The sequence below is a fragment of the Frigoribacterium sp. NBH87 genome (assembly GCF_014217665.1).
In the GTDB taxonomy this organism is placed as follows: domain Bacteria; phylum Actinomycetota; class Actinomycetes; order Actinomycetales; family Microbacteriaceae; genus Frigoribacterium; species Frigoribacterium endophyticum.
The window spans coordinates 220,520-239,695 of record NZ_CP043650.1; the positions used below are offsets into that span (position 1 = coordinate 220,520).

The 19,176-nt window shown below is 72.3% G+C and carries 15 protein-coding genes; 11 read left to right on the top strand and 4 right to left on the bottom strand.

Annotated elements, in window-relative coordinates:
- Positions 1-61: 61 nt before the first annotated feature.
- The 7 genes from rhaS to F1C15_RS01120 all read left to right on the top strand — a co-directional run bounded on the left by rhaS (position 62) and on the right by F1C15_RS01120 (position 9,346).
- The gene (rhaS, locus tag F1C15_RS01090; protein WP_185232511.1) at positions 62-1,126 is read left to right on the top strand and encodes a rhamnose ABC transporter substrate-binding protein; all 1,065 of its coding nucleotides are present in this window, start codon (positions 62-64) and stop codon (positions 1,124-1,126) included.
- Between the two features lie 109 nt (positions 1,127-1,235).
- On the top strand, positions 1,236-2,735 hold the full coding sequence (locus F1C15_RS01095) for an L-fucose/L-arabinose isomerase family protein (RefSeq protein WP_185232513.1): 1,500 nt from the start codon (positions 1,236-1,238) through the stop codon (positions 2,733-2,735).
- A gap of 76 nt (positions 2,736-2,811) precedes the next feature.
- A complete protein-coding gene (locus F1C15_RS01100) occupies positions 2,812-3,273 on the top strand; it encodes an L-rhamnose mutarotase (RefSeq protein ID WP_185232515.1) in 462 nt (153 codons plus the stop codon).
- Positions 3,270-4,433, top strand: a complete 1,164-nt coding sequence (rhaI, locus tag F1C15_RS01105) for an L-rhamnose isomerase (RefSeq protein ID WP_185232517.1) — start codon at positions 3,270-3,272, stop codon at positions 4,431-4,433. Before F1C15_RS01100 ends, rhaI begins: the two co-directional genes overlap by 4 nt.
- A 71-nt stretch (positions 4,434-4,504) precedes the next feature.
- Positions 4,505-6,550, top strand: coding sequence for a bifunctional aldolase/short-chain dehydrogenase (locus F1C15_RS01110; protein WP_185232518.1), 2,046 nt, complete (start codon positions 4,505-4,507; stop codon positions 6,548-6,550).
- A 7-nt stretch (positions 6,551-6,557) separates the two neighbouring features.
- Positions 6,558-8,075: a rhamnulokinase family protein gene (locus F1C15_RS01115; RefSeq protein ID WP_185232520.1), complete on the top strand. Its 1,518-nt coding sequence runs from the start codon at positions 6,558-6,560 to the stop codon at positions 8,073-8,075.
- 32 nt (positions 8,076-8,107) lie between these two features.
- Positions 8,108-9,346 carry an alpha-hydroxy acid oxidase gene (locus F1C15_RS01120; protein ID WP_185232522.1) on the top strand — a complete coding sequence of 413 codons (1,239 nt, stop codon included), beginning with the start codon at positions 8,108-8,110 and terminating at the stop codon, positions 9,344-9,346.
- 73 nt (positions 9,347-9,419) lie between these two features.
- On the opposite strand, the gene F1C15_RS01125 is transcribed toward F1C15_RS01120, so the two are convergent.
- Entirely contained in the window at positions 9,420-10,439 is a 1,020-nt protein-coding gene (locus tag F1C15_RS01125; RefSeq protein WP_167259086.1) for a LacI family DNA-binding transcriptional regulator, read from the bottom strand.
- 231 nt (positions 10,440-10,670) lie between these two features.
- On the opposite strand from F1C15_RS01125, the gene F1C15_RS01130 reads away from it, so the two are divergent.
- The 4 genes from F1C15_RS01130 (at position 10,671) to F1C15_RS01145 (ending at position 16,022) form a co-directional block, all read left to right on the top strand.
- Positions 10,671-12,713, top strand: a complete 2,043-nt coding sequence (locus tag F1C15_RS01130; protein ID WP_185232524.1) for a beta-galactosidase — start codon at positions 10,671-10,673, stop codon at positions 12,711-12,713.
- Entirely contained in the window at positions 12,710-13,654 is a 945-nt protein-coding gene (locus F1C15_RS01135) for a carbohydrate ABC transporter permease (protein ID WP_185232526.1), read from the top strand. Before F1C15_RS01130 ends, F1C15_RS01135 begins: the two co-directional genes overlap by 4 nt.
- An 89-nt stretch (positions 13,655-13,743) precedes the next feature.
- Positions 13,744-14,577: a carbohydrate ABC transporter permease gene (locus tag F1C15_RS01140; protein ID WP_056055866.1), complete on the top strand. Its 834-nt coding sequence runs from the start codon at positions 13,744-13,746 to the stop codon at positions 14,575-14,577.
- A 116-nt stretch (positions 14,578-14,693) separates the two neighbouring features.
- The gene (locus F1C15_RS01145; RefSeq protein ID WP_056054445.1) at positions 14,694-16,022 is read left to right on the top strand and encodes an ABC transporter substrate-binding protein; all 1,329 of its coding nucleotides are present in this window, start codon (positions 14,694-14,696) and stop codon (positions 16,020-16,022) included.
- A gap of 105 nt (positions 16,023-16,127) precedes the next feature.
- Here F1C15_RS01145 and F1C15_RS01150 read toward each other — a convergent pair whose 3' ends face one another.
- From F1C15_RS01150 to F1C15_RS01160, 3 genes are all read right to left on the bottom strand, one after another.
- Positions 16,128-17,174, bottom strand: a complete 1,047-nt coding sequence (locus F1C15_RS01150; protein WP_056054448.1) for an NAD(P)-dependent alcohol dehydrogenase — start codon at positions 17,172-17,174, stop codon at positions 16,128-16,130.
- Positions 17,175-17,336: 162 nt separating this feature from the next.
- Positions 17,337-18,350 (bottom strand): zinc-binding dehydrogenase, encoded by a 1,014-nt coding sequence (locus F1C15_RS01155; protein ID WP_185232528.1) that lies wholly within the window; start codon positions 18,348-18,350, stop codon positions 17,337-17,339.
- Between the two features lie 19 nt (positions 18,351-18,369).
- A complete protein-coding gene (locus tag F1C15_RS01160; RefSeq protein ID WP_056054451.1) occupies positions 18,370-19,137 on the bottom strand; it encodes an SDR family oxidoreductase in 768 nt (255 codons plus the stop codon).
- Positions 19,138-19,176: the final 39 nt, after the last annotated feature.

The window sequence follows — 19,176 nt, forward strand, 5'->3', positions numbered from 1 at the left end:
TCCCCCCCGACCCCCTCGCCCCACCCCGGCACCACCCCACCCCACAGCAAAGGACAGAACGATGGAGTTCCCCACCTTCCCCCGCGGCCGCGCCCTCCGGCGAGGCCTCGCCGCCGCCGCGACCGTCGCCGCCGTCTCGCTCGTCGCCTCCGGCTGCGCCCTGACGGCCGGCGACGACGCCGGCTCGGGCTCCGGCTCGGGCGGCGGCTCGTCGTCGATCGCCTTCGTGCCGAAGCAGCTCAACAACCCGTACACCGACGTCGTCCTCGGCGGCGGCGAGGCCGCGTCGAAGGACATCGGCTACGACTACAGCGTCGTCGGCCCGCTCGAGGCGAGCGCGTCGTCACAGGTCACCTTCCTCAACACCCTCACCCAGCAGGGCACGAACGTCATCGTCATCGCCGCGAACGACCCCGACGCGGTCGGGCCCGCCCTGAAGGAGGCGCGCGACGGCGGAGCGAAGATCGTCGCGTTCGACTCCGACACGAACCCCGACTACCGCGACGTGTTCGTCAGCCAGGTCGAGGCGAAGGACGTCGCGCTCATCCAGATCCGCCAGATGAGCGAGCAGATCGGCGGGGAGGGCGACATCGCCATCCTGTCGGCCACGGCGAACGCCACGAACCAGAACGAGTGGATCAAGTACATCCAGGAGGAGGTCGAGACGAACCCGGACTACGCGGGCATCTCGATCGTCTCCACCGTCTACGGCGACGACGACGACGCGAAGTCGTTCCAGGAGGCCCAGGGCCTGCTGCAGGCGAACCCCGACCTCAAGGGCATCATCTCGCCCACCACGGTCGGCATCGCGGCCACCGCCCGCTACCTCTCGACCTCGGAGTACAAGGGCAAGGTCGCGCTCACCGGGCTCGGCCTGCCCAACGAGATGCGCGAGTTCGTCAAGGACGGCACCGTGACGGCCTTCGCCCTCTGGGACCCGGCGCAGCTGGGCGAGGTTGCGGCCTACGCGGGCCAGGCGCTGGTCGACGGCACCATCACCGGCGCCGAGGGCGACACGTTCACCGCCGGCGACCTCGGTGAGCGCACCGTCGGCGCCGACGGGATCATCATCGTCGGCCCGCCGACCGAGTTCGACGCCGACAACATCGACGACTACGACTTCTAGTCGTCGTCCGTGACGGGGGCGGCGGCCCAGCCGGCCGCCTCCGTCACCGCCCCGCGGTGCTCCCGTGCCGCCCCTGCCCGCCCTCATCCCTCGCGACGGAGCGACCCCCATGAGCGCCACGCCCCCGCCGGCCACCGACCTGCTGCCCCCGATCCGCCGTCGCCCCACCCGCGTCGGGCTGGTGGCGGGCGGGCTCGGCACCTACTGGCCGCAGTTCCCCGGCCTGCTGCCCCAGCTGCAGGAGTCCACCCGCTACGTCGTCGACCGCTTCGGCGGGCTCGACGCCGAGGTCGTCGACACGGGCTTCATCTCGGACGCGAGGGAGGCGCGGGTCGCGGCCGAGACGCTGCGCACGGCGGACTGCGACCTGGTCGTGGTCTTCCTCACGACGTACCTGACCTCGTCGATGGTGCTGCCGATCGCGCAGCGGGCGGGCGTGCCCGTGCTCGTCATCGACCTCCAGCCCAGCGAGGCGATGGACCACGCGACCTTCGACACCGGGCTGTGGCTCGCGTACTGCGGCCAGTGCCCGGTGCCCGAGGTGGCGAACGTCTTCCGGCGAGCCGGGGTCGAGTTCCGGTCGGTGACCGGTCACCTCCGCAGCGAGCGGGCCTGGGCCCGCATCGAGCGGTGGGTGCACGCGGCCGGGGTCCGCGCCCGGCTGAGGGAGGCGCGGCACGGCCTGATGGGGCACCTGTACCCGGGCATGCTCGACGTGTCGACCGACCTCACCCTCGTCTCGACGCACTTCGGCTCGCACGTCGAGGTGCTCGAGCTCGACGATCTCCGGGTGCGGGTCGACGACGTGACCGCCGCGCAGGTGCGGGACCGCTCGGCGCTCGCCCGCCGGGTCTTCGACGTCCACCCGTCGGTCGACGAGGACGACCTCGACTGGGGAGCGCGCGTCTCCGTCGCCCTCGACCGCCTCGTCGACGACTTCGACCTCGACTCGCTGGCCTACTACCACCGCGGGCTCGACGGCGAGCTGCACGAGCGGATCGGCGCCGGCATGATCCTGGGCGCCTCGCTGCTCAACGCCCGCGGCCTGCCGGCCGTGGGGGAGTACGAGCTCCGGACCTCGGTCGCGATGCTGGCGGCGCAGTCGCTCGGCGTCGGCGGCTCGTTCACGGAGATCCAGGCGATCCACTTCGGGGACGGCGTCGTCGAGATGGGCCACGACGGGCCGGGGCACCTGGCGCTGTCGTCGGCGAGGCCCGTGCTGCGCGGCCTCGGCGTGTTCCACGGCAAGCGCGGGCACGGCGTCAGCGTCGAGTTCGACGTGCAGCCGGGCCCGGTCACGACCTTCGGCCTCGGGCAGGACCGCGACGGCGGCCTCTCGTTCGTGACGAGCGAGGGGGCCGTCGTGCCCGGGCCGCACCTGTCGATCGGCAACACGACCTCCCGTGTCGACTTCGGGGGAGACCCCGGCGAGTGGGTCGACGAGTGGTCCCGGACGGGCATCGGCCACCACTGGGGTCTCTGCACCGGGCACGTGGCCCGCGACGTCGCCGCCGCCGCTTCCCTCCTCGGCATCGAGCACCGCCACGTCTCGGCGCCGTTCGACGACGCCGACGGCTTCGCCCGGAGCATCGGCCGCACGACGCCCTGACCTGCTCGACACCGCGTGCCCCCCGGGATACGCTCAGCACATTGAAACGATTCAACGACGAACCGGAGATCTCCTGATGACCGCCGACGAGCACGAGCGCTACGCGTTCCGGCTGCAGGTCGCCCCCGACCGACTCGACGACTACGCCCGGCGCCACGCCGCGGTCTGGCCCGAGATGCTGCAGGCCCTCCACGACAGCGGCTGGCACGGCTACTCGCTCTTCGCGGCGACCGACGGCCTGCTCGTCGGCTACGTCGAGGCCGAGTCGTTGGTCGCCGCCCAGGCCGCCATGGCCGAGACCGAGGTCAACGCCCGCTGGCAGGCCTCGATGGCCGAGTTCTTCACCTCGCTCGACGGCACCCCGCCCGACGAGGGCCTCGAGCTGCTGACGCAGGTCTTCAACCTCGAGCGTCAGCTCGGCCTGCCCGGCGGCGGCCGCCGCCCGGCCGCCGAGCCGACCCCCACGACCCCCACGACCTCCACGACCCCGGCGTCGACGACGACGTCCGGAACGACGACCACGGAAGAGACCTCATGACCACCTTCGAGTCCATCGTCCCCGTGCTCGAGCGGCAGGCCATCGAGCTGCCCAGCTGGGCGTTCGGCAACTCCGGCACGCGGTTCAAGGTGTTCGGCACGCCGGGCACGCCCCGCACGCCCGAGGAGAAGATCGCCGACGCCGCCACGGTGCACCGCGTCACGGGCCTCGCCCCGAGCGTCGCCCTGCACATCCCGTGGGACGAGGTCGACGACTTCGGCGCCCTGCGCTCGTTCGCCGCCGAGCAGGGCGTCGCCCTCGGCACCGTCAACTCGAACACCTTCCAGGACGAGGCCTACAAGTTCGGCAGCCTGGCCCACAGCGACGCGGCCGTCCGCCGCAAGGCCGTCGACCACCACCTGCGCTGCCTCGAGATCATGCACGAGACCGGGTCGCGCGACCTCAAGATCTGGCTCGCCGACGGCACCAACTACCCCGGCCAGGACTCCCTGCGCCAGCGCCAGGACCACCTCGCGGAGTCGCTGGCGGAGATCTACGCGGGCCTGGGCGCCGAGCAGCGCCTCGTGCTCGAGTACAAGTTCTTCGAGCCGGCGTTCTACCACACCGACGTCCCCGACTGGGGAACGAGCTACGCGCAGGTGACCGCCCTCGGCGACCGGGCGCTGACCTGCCTCGACACCGGTCACCACGCCCCGGGCACGAACATCGAGTTCATCGTCATGCAGCTGCTGCGGCTCGGCAAGCTCGGCTCGTTCGACTTCAACTCGCGCTTCTACGCCGACGACGACCTGATCGTCGGGGCGGCCGACCCGTTCCAGCTGTTCCGCATCCTGTTCGAGGTCGCCGACGGCGGCGGGCTCGACGAGGGCTCGCCCGTGCAGTTCATGCTCGACCAGTGCCACAACGTCGAGGACAAGATCCCCGGGCAGATCCGCAGCGTGCTGAACGTGCAGGAGATGACGGCGCGCGCCCTGCTCGTCGACCGCCCGGCGCTCGACGCGGCCCGCGCCTCCCACGACGTCCTCGGCGCCCACGCCGTGCTGATGGACGCGTTCTACACCGACGTGCGCCCGGCCCTGGCCGACTGGCGCGAGGGCCGCGGCCTGCCGCGCGACCCGATGGCCGCCTACCTCACGAGCGGCACGCCCGAGCGCCTGGCCGCCGAGCGAGCGGGCGGCACGCAGCTCAGCTGGACCTGACCCGCTCACCCCGACCCGCGCCTCCCGCGCCCCTCGACCCGCCCCTCTCCACCTCGAACGGACCCCACCTCGTGACCAGCACCACGCCCACCCCCGCCGCCGACCTCGTCGCGCGCAGCAACCGCCTCGGCGCCGACCCGGCCAACACGAACTACGCCGGCGGGAACACCTCGGCCAAGGGCACCGCGACCGACCCCGCGACGGGCGAGCCGGTCGAGCTGCTCTGGGTCAAGGGCAGCGGCGGAGACCTCGGCACCCTCACCGAGGGCGGCCTCGCGGTGCTCCGCCTCGACCGGCTGCGCGGCCTCGCGAGCGTGTACCGCGGCGTCGAGCACGAGGACGAGATGGTGGCCGCGTTCGACTACGCCCTGCACGGCACGGGCGGGGCCGCGCCGTCGATCGACACGGCCATGCACGGCCTGGTCGACGCCGCGCACGTCGACCACCTGCACCCCGACGCCGGCATCGCGATCGCGACGGCGGCCGACGGCGAGCGGCTGACGGCCGAGATCTTCGGCGGCGCCGTCGTCTGGGTGCCGTGGCGCCGACCGGGCTGGCAGCTCGGCCTCGACATCGCCGCCATCAAGGCGGAGCACCCGGAGGCGCGGGGCACGATCCTGGGCGGGCACGGCATCACCGCGTGGGGCGACACCAGCGAGGAGGCGGAGGCGGCCTCGCGCTGGATCATCGAGACCGCGCAGGCCTGGCTCGACGAGCACTCGCGGCCCGAGCCGTTCGGGCCCCCGCTCGCCGGGTACGCGGCCCTGCCCGCCGAGGAACGCCGCGCGAAGGCCGCGGCCCTCGCGCCGGTCATCCGTGGCATCGCGTCGCACGACCGGCCGCAGGTCGGCGCGTTCACCGACAGCGACGTCGTCCTCGACTTCCTCGCGAGCACCGAGCACCCGCGGCTCGCGGCGCTGGGTACGAGCTGCCCCGACCACTTCCTCCGCACGAAGGTGCGGCCGCTGGTGCTCGACCTGCCGGCCGACGCGACCGTCGAGGAGTCGGTCGGGCGCCTCCGCGAGCTGCACGAGCAGTACCGCCTCGACTACCAGGCGTACTACGACCGGCACGCGACGCCCGACAGCCCGGCGATCCGCGGCGCCGACCCGCTGATCGTGCTCGTGCCGGGCGTCGGCATGTTCTCGTACGGGGCCGACGCCCAGACGGCGCGCGTCGCCGGCGAGTTCTACGTGAACGCGATCAACGTGATGCGCGGCGCCGAGGGCGTCTCGAGCTACGCGCCGATCGACGAGGCCGAGAAGTTCCGCATCGAGTACTGGGCCCTCGAGGAGGCCAAGCTGCAGCGCCGGCCCGCGCCGAAGCGGCTGGCCACGAGGATCGCCCTCGTCACGGGTGCCGCCTCGGGCATCGGCAAGGCCATCGCGACGCGCCTCGCCGCCGAGGGCGCGTGCGTCGTGGTCGCCGACCTCGACCTCGCCAAGGCGCAGGCCGCGGCGGCCGAGATCGGCGGGCCGGACGTCGCCCGCGGCGTCGCCGCCGACGTCAGCGACGAGGCCGCGGTGAAGGCGGCGATCGCCGAGGTGCTTCTCGCGTTCGGCGGGCTCGACCTCGTCGTCAACAACGCGGGCCTCAGCCTCTCGAAGTCGCTGTTCGACACCACCGAGGCCGACTGGGACCTGCAGCACGACGTGATGGCGAAGGGCTCGTTCCTCGTCGCGAAGAACGCGGCGCGCGTGCTCGTCGACCAGGGCCTCGGCGGTGACATCGTCTACATCTCGTCGAAGAACTCGGTCTTCGCCGGCCCGAACAACATCGCCTACAGCGCGACGAAGGCCGACCAGGCCCATCAGGTCAGGCTGCTCGCGGCGGAGCTCGGCGAGCACGGCATCCGCGTCAACGGCATCAACCCCGACGGCGTCGTGCGCGGCTCGGGCATCTTCGCCAGCGGCTGGGGCGCCAATCGAGCCGCGACCTACGGGGTCGACGAGAAGGACCTCGGCGCCTTCTACGCCCAGCGCACCATCCTCAAGCGCGAGGTCGTGCCCGAGAACGTCGCCGCCGCCGTCGCCGCGATCTGCACGAGCGACTTCTCGCACACCACCGGGCTGCACGTGCCGGTCGACGCGGGCGTCGCCGCCGCCTTCCTCCGGTGAGCCGGCGATGAGCACCGTTCGCGCGACCGGCGGAGCCGTCGCCGCGGTCGACCTGGGGGCGACGAGCGGCCGCGTCGTGGTCGGCCGGGTCGACCGTGACGGCGTGCGCCTGCAGCACGTCGCGCGCTTCGCGAACGAGCCCGTCGCCGTGCCCGAGGGGGAGCCGGGGGGAGTCGCGGGCCGCGTCGGCCTGCACTGGGACGCCCTCGGGCTCTGGCGGTCGGTCACCGCGGGGCTGACCCAGGCCCTCCGCGACGAGCCCGCCATCGCGTCGATCGGGGTCGACTCCTGGGCCGTGGACTACGGGCTGCTGCGGGACGGCCGCCTCCTCGGCCCGCCGTACCACTACCGCGACGAGCGGTCGGCGGCCGGGGTCGACGCCGTGCACGCGGTCGTGCCGCCCGAGGAGCTCTTCGCCCGGACCGGCCTCCAGCACCTGCCCTTCAACACCGTCTTCCAGCTCGCCGCCGACCGGGCGACGGGAGTCCTCTCGCCCGCCGACCGAGCCCTGCTCGTGCCCGACCTCTTCTCGTGGTGGCTCACCGGCACGGCGGCGACCGAGCGCACCAACGCCTCGACGACCGGCCTGCTGTCGCCCGTGACAGGGGAGTGGGACGCCGAGCTCGTCCGGCGGCTCGGCCTCGACCCCGGCCTGTTCGCGCCGCTCGTCGACCCGGGGACGTCGCTCGGACCGCTGCGGCCGTCGGTCGCCGCCGCGGTCGGCGCTCCGCCCTCGCTCGAGGTCACGGCGGTCGGTTCGCACGACACCGCGTCGGCCGTCGTCGCCGTCCCGATGACGGGCGACGACGCCGCCTACGTGTCGAGCGGCACGTGGTCCCTCGTCGGCCTCGAGCTGTCGTCTCCGCTGCTCGGCGGCGACGTGCGGGCGGCGGGGTTCACGAACGAGGGCGGCGTCGACGGCCGCGTGCGGTTCCTCAAGAACGTCTCCGGTCTGTGGCTGCTCAGCGAGTCGATGCGCGCCTGGAGCCGCTCGGGCACCTCGGCCGCCGAGCGCAGCAGCGACCTGGCGACCCTCCTGGGCGAGGCGGCCGCCGTGACGCGGCCGGTCTCCCTCTTCGACGCGACCGACGAGCGGTTCACCCCGCCGGGCGACATGCCCGCGCGCATCGAGGCGTGGTGCACCGAGCACGACGTCGAGCCCCCGCGCGGCCGCGCCGAGACGGTGCGGAGCATCCTCGAGTCCCTGGCGGCCGCCTACGCGGCGACCCTCCGCGACGCCGAGCGGCTCTCGGGCCGCGTCGTCCGCACGGTCCACGTCGTCGGGGGCGGCTCGCAGAACGAGCTGCTCTGCCAGCTCACGGCCGACCGCACCGGCTGCACGGTGCTGGCCGGGCCGGTCGAGGCGACCGCCCTCGGCAACGTGCTCGTCCAGGCCAGGGCGGCCGGGCTCGTCGACCGCAAGTCGTCGCTCGAGTCGCTGCGCGCCCTCGTCGCCGCGTCGCACGCCCCGGTGGCCTACCGACCGCGGACGTCGTCGTCCACGGCCCCCGCCCGCGCCTCCTGACCTCCCCACCCCGACCCGGAAGGACCAACCCCATGGTCGACCGTCGCATCCCGAAGTTCCACGACCTCGCGCCGCTGATGCAGTTCAAGAAGCCCACCTTCGACCTCAAGGCGAAGCGCCTGCGCGAGGCGCTCACCATCGAGGACCTGCGGAGGATCGCCAAGCGGCGGACCCCCACCGCGGCCTTCGACTACACCGACGGCTCGGCGGAGGCGGAGATCTCGCTGCGCCGTGCCCGCCAGGCCTTCCGGGACGTGCAGTTCAACCCGGCGATCCTGCACGACGTCGCCACCGTCGACACGGGCTGGGACGTGCTCGGGAAGCGGGTCGAGCAGCCGTTCGGCATCGCCCCGACCGGCTTCACCCGCATGATGCAGACCGAGGGGGAGAAGGCGGGAGCTGCCGCGGCGGCGGCGGCGGGCATCCCGTTCAGCCTGTCGACGATGGGGACGGCGTCGGTCGAGGACGTCGCGGAGGCGGCGCCCGGCGGCCGGAACTGGTTCCAGCTCTACATGTGGAAGGACCGCGACCGGTCGATGGCCCTCGTCGACCGTGCGGCCGCGGCGGGCTTCGACACCCTGCTGGTGACGGTGGACGTGCCGGTCGCCGGCGCGCGCCTCCGCGATTCCCGGAACGGGATGACCATCCCGCCGTCGCTGACGCCCCGCACGATCGTCGACGCCCTGCCCCGCCCGTGGTGGTGGATCGACTTCCTCACCACCGAGCCCCTGGCCTTCGCGTCGCTCGACCGCTGGTCGGGCACCGTCGCCGAGCTGCTCAACACCATGTTCGACCCGACGGTGACGTACGACGACCTCGCGTGGATCAAGTCGCAGTGGCCGGGGAAGCTCGTCGTCAAGGGCGTGCAGACCGTCGAGGACGCGCGGCGCGTGACGAACCTCGGCGTCGACGCCCTCATCCTCTCGAACCACGGTGGACGACAGCTCGACCGGGCACCGATCCCGTTCCACCTGCTGCCCGACGTCGTGAAGGAGGTCGGCGCCGACACCGAGGTGCACCTCGACACGGGCATCATGTCGGGGGCCGACATCGTCGCGGCGGTCGCGCTCGGGGCGCGCTTCACGCTGATCGGCCGCGCCTACCTCTACGGCCTCATGGCCGGCGGGCGCGAGGGCGTCGACCGGGCGATCGAGATCCTCTCGGTCGAGATCGCGCGCACGATGCGCCTGCTCGGCGTGAACTCGCTCGAGGAGCTGGAGCCGCGCCACGTCACGCAGCTCGAGCGGCTGGTGCCCCGCGCACGCAGCTGACGCGACGGGGCGGCGGCGGCGGAGGGCCCGCGGCCGCACGCCGGCCCGCGGCCCCGGACCCCTGCGGGACCGGTCAGGCGCTGTCGCGCCACACGATGTCGGTCGGCAGCAGGACGCCGACGGCGCGGTCGGTGCCCCCGAGCTGGTCGAGCACCTGCTGGGCGGCCCGGCGGCCGAGGTCCTCCGCCGGCTGCCGCACGGTCGAGAGCGCCGGCGTGCAGCGCAGCGCCCACGAGCTGTCGTCGAAGCCGACGATGCCGACCTGCCCCGGCACGTCGACGCCCCGCCGGTGCAGCACGTCGAGGGCCCCGGCCGCGACGGCGTCCGACGCGGCGAAGACGCCGTCGACGGTGGGGTCGCGTCGCAGCAGCTCCGTCATGCCGTCGACGCCGGCGGTGTAGCTGTAGAACGGGTTCCGGACGACGAGGTCGGGGTCGAAGAGGTCGCCGAGGGCGGCCCGGAAGCCCGCGAGGCGGTCCTGGCCCGAGTCGCGGTCCAGGCCGGAGGCGAGCATGCCGACCCGGCGCCGGCCGGTGCCGAGCAGGCGACGCACGATCGCCTCGGCCGCCGCGGCGTTGTCGATGCCGATGTAGGGGATGTCGGGGGCGTCGAGCGGGTGGCCGACGAACGACGCGGGGAGGCGCAGCTCGGCGACCGCCTGCGAGATCGGGTCGCCGGTGCGGGCCGACAGGATGATCGCGCCGTCGACGAAGCCGCCCCGGAGGTACTCGACGACGCGGTCGCTGTCGCGGCGGGAGTCGATCATCAGGGTGACGAGCTGGTGGTCGGCCTGCGAGAGCACCGCGTTCGTGCCGATCAGGATGTTGCCGATGTTGGGGTCGTCGAGGACCACCGAGTGCGGCTCGTGCACGATCAGCGCGACGGCCCGCGACCGCTGCGTGACGAGGTTGCGCGCGGCCGCGTTGCGGACGTAGCCGACCTTCGCCACCGCGGCCTCCACGGCCTCCCGGGCCTGCGCCGACACGTAGGGCTCGTCGTTGAGCACCCTCGAGACGGTGCCTCGTGAGATGCCCGCCTCGGCGGCGACGTCGTGGATCGTGGCCCGGCGCCGGGGGGCTGGCTGACCAGGCATGGGAGTCACCTTAGCCGACCCTGGACGGCCGGGGCCGGCATCTCGGGGCCCGTCGTGTTGACAAACCGGGGAGCCTGGGTTTTACTCTGTGAACGTTCCCAGAAAGACTCGCCCCGGCCCTCGTCGGCGGTGTGTGGGAACGATCACAGAAACTGTGTGTGAACCTTCACAGACGAAGGGCTCCGGCCTGGCGTCGGCGGGGGAGAACCCGACGACGAAGCCGAGGCCCCCGTGCTGACCCAGACCCTCCCGCAGCGCACCGCGCTCGACCTCGGGCTCGACGGCCTCGTCTTCGGCTGCGACTACAACCCCGAGCAGTGGTCGCGCGAGACCTGGGTCGAGGACGTGGCGCTGATGCGCGAGGCCGGGGTCAACCTGGTCGCGATCAACATCTTCGGCTGGTCGCACGTGGAGCCCGAGCCCGGGCGCTTCCGGTTCGACGACCTCGACACGGTCATCGAGCTGCTGCACGAGGCCGGCATCGGCGTCAACCTCGGCACCGGCACGTCGTCCCCGCCGCCGTGGCTCACCACGCGCCACCCCGAGGTGCTGCCGGTCGCGGCCGACGGCACGACGCGCTGGCCGGGCGGCCGCCAGGCCTACTGCCCCAGCTCGCCGGTCTTCCGCGAGCGCGCCCTCGACCTCGTGCGGGCGACCGCCGAGCGCTACGGTTCGCACCCGGCCCTGAAGCTCTGGCACGTCTCGAACGAGCTCGGCTGCCACAACGCACTCTGCTACTGCGACGAGTCGGCCCTCGCCTTCCGGGCCTGGCTGGAGGCGCGCCACGGCACCGTGGACGCGCTGAACGACGCGTGGGGCACGGCCTTCTGGAGCCAGCGCTACTCGTCGTTCACCGAGGTGCTGCCCCCGCGGGCGACGCTGTCGTTCGTCAACCCGGCGCAGACCATCGACTTCCACCGCTTCAGCTCCGACGCGCTGCTCGAGCACTACCGGGCCGAGGCCGAGGTCATCCGGCTCGCCAGTGCGGTGCCGATCACGACCAACTTCATGGTGGCCGCGCACATCAGGAACCAGGACTACTGGACCTGGGCGGGCGACATGGCCGTGATCGCCAACGACCACTACCTCGACCACCGCCTCGAGCGCCCCGAGGTCGAGCTCTCGTTCGCCGCCGACACCACCCGGGGCCTCGCCGGCGGCGCGCCGTGGATCTTGATGGAGCACTCGACGGGAGCCGTCAACTGGCAGCCCCGCAACCTCACGAAGGCGCCGGGCGAGATGCTCCGGAACACCGCCTCCCACGTGGCCCGCGGCGCCGACGGCATCTGCTTCTTCCAGTGGCGCGCCTCCGTCAAGGGCACCGAGAAGTTCCACTCGGCGCTCCTGCCGCACGCCGGCACCTCGTCGCGCACCTGGCGGGACTCCGTCGAGCTCGGCGCCCTCGCCGGCCGGCTCGGCGAGCTGCGCGGCTCGCGGGTCGTCGCCGACGTCGCCCTCGTCTTCAGCTGGGAGAACTGGTGGGCGGCCGACCTGGAGGCGCACCCCACAGCCGACTTCTCGTACATCGAGCAGGTCCACCGCCTCTACGGCGCCCTCTGGGAGCTCGGCGTGACGGTCGACGTGGTCGCGCCCGGCGCCTCCCTCGACGGCTACGCGCTCGTCGTGGTGCCGAGCCTCTACCTCGTCCGCGACGAGCACGCGGCCGTGGTCGACGAGTTCGTCGCGGCCGGCGGCTCGGCCCTCGTCACGTTCTTCAGCGGCGTCGTCGACGAGACCGACGCGGTGCGCGTCGGCGGCTACCCCGGGGCGTTCCGCGACCTGCTGGGCGTGCGGGTCGACGAGTTCTCCCCGCTGCCGGTCGGCGGCCGGGTCGAGATCTCGGGCGGGCCCGTCGGCGCCACCGGGTCGCTCTGGTCGGAGCCCGTGGAGCTCGTCGGCGCCGAGGCCGTCCTGGGCTACGCCTCCGGCACGCTCGCCGGTCGCCCCGCCGTGACGCGGAACGCGCACGGCCGAGGCCTCGGCTGGTACGTCTCGACCGAGCTCGACGCCGCGACGCTCCGCCACGTCGTGGCCCGCGCCGTCGACGAGGCCGGGGTCGCCCCCCGCAGCGAGGTCGCCGGCCGCGCCGGGGTCGAGGTCGTCCGCCGCGTCGGCGACCAGCACGAGTGGGTCTTCGTCCTCAACCACTCCGACGACGTCGTCGTCCACGAGTTCTCCGGCTACGACCTGGTCTCCGAGCAGCACGTCTCGGGGCCCGTCGAGCTCGCCGCGGGCGGCTCGCACATCATCCGCCAGGACAGGAAGGCATCATGACCGTCACCTCCGCCCGCTCGCGAGGTCGCCGCGCGACCGACGAGGCCCCGCGACCCGAGGCCCCCGGCCGCAGGAGGGGGTTCCGCTACCGCAAGGCGATCGCGATCTTCGTCCTCCCGTTCGGCGTGCTCTTCGCGGCCTTCTACCTCACGCCCATCCTCTACGCGGTCTGGCAGTCGCTCCAGAAGATCGAGCGCGAGGGCACCTTCGGCGCCCCCACCCAGGTCTTCGGCGGCCTGGCGCAGTACGCGCTGGTGTTCCAGAACGGCGAGTTCTGGTCGTCCATCCTCCGGGTGCTGCTCTTCGGCGTCGTGCAGGTGCCGGTCATGCTCTTCCTGGCCCTGCTCTTCGCCCTGCTCCTCGACTCGCCCCTCCTCCGCGGCAAGCGCTTCTTACGCCTCGCCTTCTTCGCCCCGTACGCCGTCCCCGGCGTGATCGCGGCCATCATGTGGGGCTACCTCTACTCGCCGAGCCTCTCGCCGTTCTCCGCGGTGACCTCGAGCGTGGGCCTGCTCGACGGCGGCACGGTGCTGTGGGCCATCGCCAACGTCGTCACCTGGGTCTTCGTCGGCTACAACATGCTGATCATCTACTCGTCGCTGCTCGCCATCCCCACCGAGATCTACGAGGCCGCGCGCCTGGACGGCGCCTCGCAGTGGCGCATCGCCGTCGCCATCAAGATCCCGCTCGTCATCCCGGCGATCGTGCTCACCGCGGTGTTCTCGGTGATCGGCACCCTGCAGCTGCTGACCGAGCCGCTGGTGTTCCGCCAGTTCACGTCGACGATCTCGTCGACCTTCACGCCGAACATGCTCGTCTACTCGACGTCGTCGGTGCCCAACTTCAACCTCGCCGCCGCGTTCAGCGTCGTCCTCGCGGTCGCGACGTTCATCCTCTCGATCGGCTTCCTCCGGTTGACCCAGCGGAAGGCCGACCAGTGACCGTCGACGCACCCACCCGTCCCGCCCAGTCGTTCGACGACGCCAGCACGCCGGCGCCGAAGCGCGGCCGCGGCCCCCGCGAGAGCGTCATGTCGCGCTCCGCCGCGATGATCATCATGGGCGCCTTCACGCTCTACTTCCTCATCCCGATCTTCTGGCTGTTCGTCTCGTCGACCAAGACGCTCGACAACTTCAACAGCGGGCCGGCGCTCTGGTTCTCGGCGACGTCGCTGCAGGACTTCGTCGGCAACATCGGGCAGCTCTTCACCTACAACGACGGCATCTTCCCGCGGTGGATGCTGAACAGCATCGTGTACGCCACGGTCGCCGGCGGGCTCGGCACGATCCTCTCCGCCATGTGCGGCTACGCCCTGGCGAAGTACCGCTTCCGCGGTCGCGAGGCCCTGTTCAACGTCTTCCTCGGCGGCGTCCTGGTGCCCGCGACGGCGCTCGCGCTCCCGCTCTTCCTGATCTTCAGCCAGGTGCAGCTGACCGACACCTTCTGGGCGGTCTTCCTGCCGAGCATCGTCAGCCCGTTCGGCGTCTACCTGAGCCGGATCTACGCGGCGTCGAGCGTGCCCGACGAGATCATCGAGGCGGCCCGCATCGACGGCTCGAGCGAGCTCCGCACCTTCTTCACCGTCGCGATCCGCCTCATGTCGCCCGCCCTGGTGACGGTGTTCCTCTTCCAGTTCGTCGCGATCTGGAACAACTTTTTCCTGCCCCTCGTGATGCTGCGGTCGCAGGAGCTCTTCCCCGTGACCCTCGGCCTCTACACCTGGAACTCCAACGTGAGCCAGTACCCCGAGCTGCGCACCCTGGTGCTCGTGGGGGCGTTCGTCTCGATCATCCCCCTCCTGGTCGCCTTCCTCAGCCTGCAGCGCTTCTGGCGCAGCGGCCTGGGCGCCGGCGGGCTCAAGTGAGCCGGCCCGGCCCGCTCGACCCGCACCGCGCCTCCTCGACTTCCCTTCCCCACGGCAACAGCGTCGTTCCCACCCGTGACCGGGCACCCCGGTCACGCACCTCGATAGGAATCAGCATGAACAGATCCCGCGTCCTCACGATCGCGGCAGCCGCCGTGGTCTCGACCATCGCCCTCGCCGGCTGCAGCTCCGGCAGCGGCTCGGACAGCGCCTCCGGCGACTCCGCCTCGTGCGAGGCCTCCTCCGGCACGGTCACCCTGAACTTCACGACCTGGGTGCCGAACATGGACAAGGTCGTCGCCCTCTGGAACGAGGAGAACCCCGACATCCAGGTCAAGGTCTCGATCGTGCCGAACGGCAACAGCGGCACCTACCAGAACTTCTTCAACCAGCTGAAGGCCGACAACGCCCCCGACATCGGTCAGGTCGAGTACGACACGCTGCCCGCGTTCCGCGTGCAGGACGGCCTCGCGAACATCGCCTCGTGCGAGGGCGTCTCCGACGCCGAGGCCGACTTCTCCGACGGACTCTGGAACCAGGTCACCTTCGGCGAGGACGACTCCGTCTACGCGATCCCGCAGGACTCCGGCCCCATGGCGCTGTACTACCGCAAGGACCTCTTCGAGCAGGCCGGCCTCGACGTGCCCACCACGTGGGAGCAGTACGCCGAGGACGCCGTGACGATCAAGGAGATGGGCGGCAGCATCACCAACTTCGCCAAGGGCGACGTCAACCAGTTCGCCGGGCTCGTCTCGCAGGCCGGCGGCCAGTGGTTCGACACGAGCGACGGCACCTGGAGCGTCGACATGACCGACGAGGCCTCCACCAAGGTCGCCGACTACTGGCAGGACCTCATCTCGAAGGGGCTCGTCAGCACGCTGCCGAGCTTCACCGACGAGTGGAACAACGCGTACAACACCGACCAGGACTGGACCTGGGTCTCGGCCGTCTGGGGCGCCAACACCATCTCGAGCGGCGCGCCCGACACGTCGGGCAAGTGGGCCGTCGCGCCCATGCCGCAGTGGGAGGAGGGCGAGAGCGCCTCGGCCGCCTGGGGCGGATCGTCGAACGTCGTCTTCAAGGGCAGCGAGCACCCCGCCGAGGCGTCGAAGTTCCTGATCTGGCTGAACACCTCCACGGAGGCGCTGGACGCCCTCAACAAGGAGGCCAACCTGTACCCGGCCTCGACCACCGGCGCCGACCTGCCGGCCCTGACCGCCGGCGTCGAGTTCTACGGCGACCAGCCCATCTACGAGGACTTCGCGAAGGCCGCCGAGAACATCCAGCCCTTCACCTGGGGCCCCACGATGACGCAGACCTACAGCGACATCTCGGACGGCTTCGGCACCGCGGCCTCCGGCGACGGCACCCTGCTCGACGCGCTCAAGGACGGCCAGGAAAAGACGATCGCGGCCCTCGAGGCGCAGTCGATCGCGGTGAAGTAGCACCGCAGCACCGCAGCACCGCAGCACCGCGACACGACGACGCCCGTGCCGGAGGACCTCCTCCGGCACGGGCGTCGTCGTGTCGCGGGTCGCCCCGCGCGGGCCTCAGGCCATGGTCGCCGTGTCGATGACGAAGCGGTAGCGCACGTCGGACGCCAGGACGCGCTCGTAGGCCTCGTTGATCTGGTCGGCGCTGATCAGCTCCGTCTCGGGCAGGATGCCGTGCTCGGCGCAGAAGTCGAGCATCTCCTGCGTCTCGCGGATGCCGCCGATGGCCGAGCCGGCCCAGCTGCGACGCGCGGGGATGAGAGCGAACGCCGGCACCTCGAGGGGCTCCGACGGGGCGCCCACGTTGACGAGCGTCCCGTCGACCCTCAGGAGGCTGAGGTACGCGCCCATGTCGATCTTCGCCGACACGGTGTTGACGATCAGGTCGAACGAGTTCGCCAGGTCGGTGAAGGTCTGCTCGTCGCTGGTCGCGTAGTGCGCCTTCGCGCCGAACCGGAGCGAGTCCTCCTCCTTCGAGGTCGTCTGCGAGAGCACGGTGACCTCGGCGCCGAGCGCCGCGGCGATCTTGACGCCCATGTGGCCGAGGCCGCCCATGCCCACGATGGCGACCTTGGTGCCCTCGGTCACGCCCCAGTGGTGCAGCGGCGAGTAGAGGGTGATGCCGGCGCAGAGCAGCGGCGCGACCTTGTCGTAGTCGAGCGACTCCGGCACGCGGAGGACGAAGTCCTCGGTCACGACGACGGCCTGCGAGTAGCCGCCCTGCGTGATGGTGCCGTCGGCGGGGTCGACGCCGGTGTACGTGCCGACGTTGCCCTTCGCGCAGTACTGCTCGTCGCCGCGCAGGCAGTACTCGCACTCGCCGCACGAGTTCACCATGCAGCCGACGCCGACGCGGTCGCCGACCTGGTGCTTCGTCACCTCCGAGCCGACCTCGGAGACGGTGCCGACGATCTCGTGGCCGACGACCTGCGGGTACTGGATCTCGCCCCACTCGCCGCGGACGGTGTGGATGTCGCTGTGGCAGATGCCGGCGTAGGCGATCTCGATCATGACGTCCTTCGGGCCGACGTCGCGGCGCTCGATGGTCGTCTTCACGAGGGGCTCGGTGGCCGACGGGGCGGCGTAGGCGGTGACGGTGCGCATGGGGGTGCTCCAAGGGTGGTGGTGAGGGGGAGGCGCGGAGCCCGACACGAGGTCGCTCCGGTCGCCTCCCACCACGCTACGCGCGGCACCTCCGTGGAGGCAGGCCCCGTCAGTGCCCCCTCCGCGCCCCCTCCGCGCCCGCTCCCGGCGGGAGGCGCGTCGTCAGCCGTGCCAGGCGGAGACGAGCACCTTGCCGCTGGCCGAGGAGTCCTTCGCGACCTCGAAGGCGCGGACGGCCTCGGCGGCCGGCAGCCGGTGGGTGACGACCGCCTCCAGCGACGGGTCGTCGGTGAGCAGGCGCACGGCCTCGTCGATCTCGTCGTCGAAGCGGAACACCCCGACGACCGTGAGCTCCTTCGAGATGGCCGGTGCGAGGTTCACGGGTCGGGGCTGGTCGGGCACCATGCCGATCTGCGCGACGACGCCCCGACGACGCGCGGCGACGAACGCGGCGCTGATCGCGGGGGAGGCGCCCGAGCACTCGAGCACGACGTCGAAGGCCTCGGCGGGCACCTCGTCGACGCCGAGGCGCAGGACGACGTCGGCCCCGACCGCCGTGGCCCGGGCGAGGGGCTCGGGCAGGAGGTCGACCACGGTCACGTGGGCGGCTCCGCGGGCGCGGGCTGCCGCGGCGGCGAGCAGGCCGATCGGCCCGGCCCCCGACACGAGCACGCGCGCCCCGGTGACGTCGCCCGCCCGGCCGACGCCGTGGAGGGCGACGGCGAGGGGCTCGGCGAGGGCGGCCCGGTCGAGGGGCAGCCCTTCGGGCAGCACCCGCACCATGCCGGCGTCGACGACGAGGTGCTCGCTGAGGGCCCCCTGCGTGTGCGGTCGGGTGGACGCGCTGCCGAGGTAGGAGCCGCCGGGCCAGAGGTGCGGGGCGTCCTCGACGCCGGGCGCCGGCGTGCCCCGACGGGCCGGGTGGACCGTCACGGGGGTGCCGGGCGCGAGGCGGCCGCTGGGGTCGAGGTCGACGCGGCCCGAGAGCTCGTGCCCGGGGGTCAGGGGCTCCTCGACGACGAAGGCCCCGTTGGCGCCCTCGAAGTAGTAGTGCAGGTCGGAGCCGCAGATGCCGACCCACTCGACGCGGATGCGCACCTCGCCCTCCGTGGGCTCGGGCAGGGGGACGTCGCGCTCGGCCAGGCTGAGGGCTCCGTCGATCTGGATGGTCTTCATGGTCGTGTCCTCCACTGCTCTAGACGACGCTCGTCATGCCGCCGTCGACGAAGATGTTCTGCCCCGAGACGAAGTCGCTCGCCGCCGAGGCGAGGTAGATGAGGGTGCCCTGCAGCTCCTCCACCCGGCCCCAGCGCTGGGCGGGGGTGCGCTGCCGCAGCCAGGCGTCGAAGGTCTCGTCCTGCCAGAGGTCGGTGTTCATCTCGGTCGCGAAGTAGCCGGGCGACAGGGTGTTGACCTGCACGTTGTGCCGCGCCAGGTCGGCGGCCATGCCGCGGCTCAGCTGCGCGACGCCGGCCTTGGTCGCCGAGTAGGGCGCGATCGTCTGCCGCGCGAGCATCGACTGCACGCTCGCGATGTTGACGATCTTGCCCGAGCCGCGCTCGACCATCCCCGGGGCCACGAAGCGCGAGACGTAGAACACGCTCGAGAGGTTCGTCCTGACCACCGCGTCCCAGTCCTCGACCGGGAACTCGGTGAAGGGCGCCCGACGCTGCACGCCGGCGTTGTTCACCAGGACGTCGGGCACGCCGTGCTCCGCCACGAGGTCCGCGACGGCGGACTCGACGGCCGCGGCGTCGGTGACGTCGAAGAGCGTCGCGGCGGGGCGACGGCCGGTCGCGCGCTCGATCTCGTCGCGCGTCTCCTCCAGGGCCGCGGCGTCGCGACCGTGCACGACGACCCGGGCCCCCGCCTCCGCCAGGGCCGTCGCCAGGGTGCGGCCGAGGCCGCGGGAGGAGCCGGTCACCAGGGCCAGCCGGTCGGTCAGGTCGAACAGGTCGTTCACGATGTTCCTCTCGAGGGGCCCTGCCGGCGGACGGCGGGC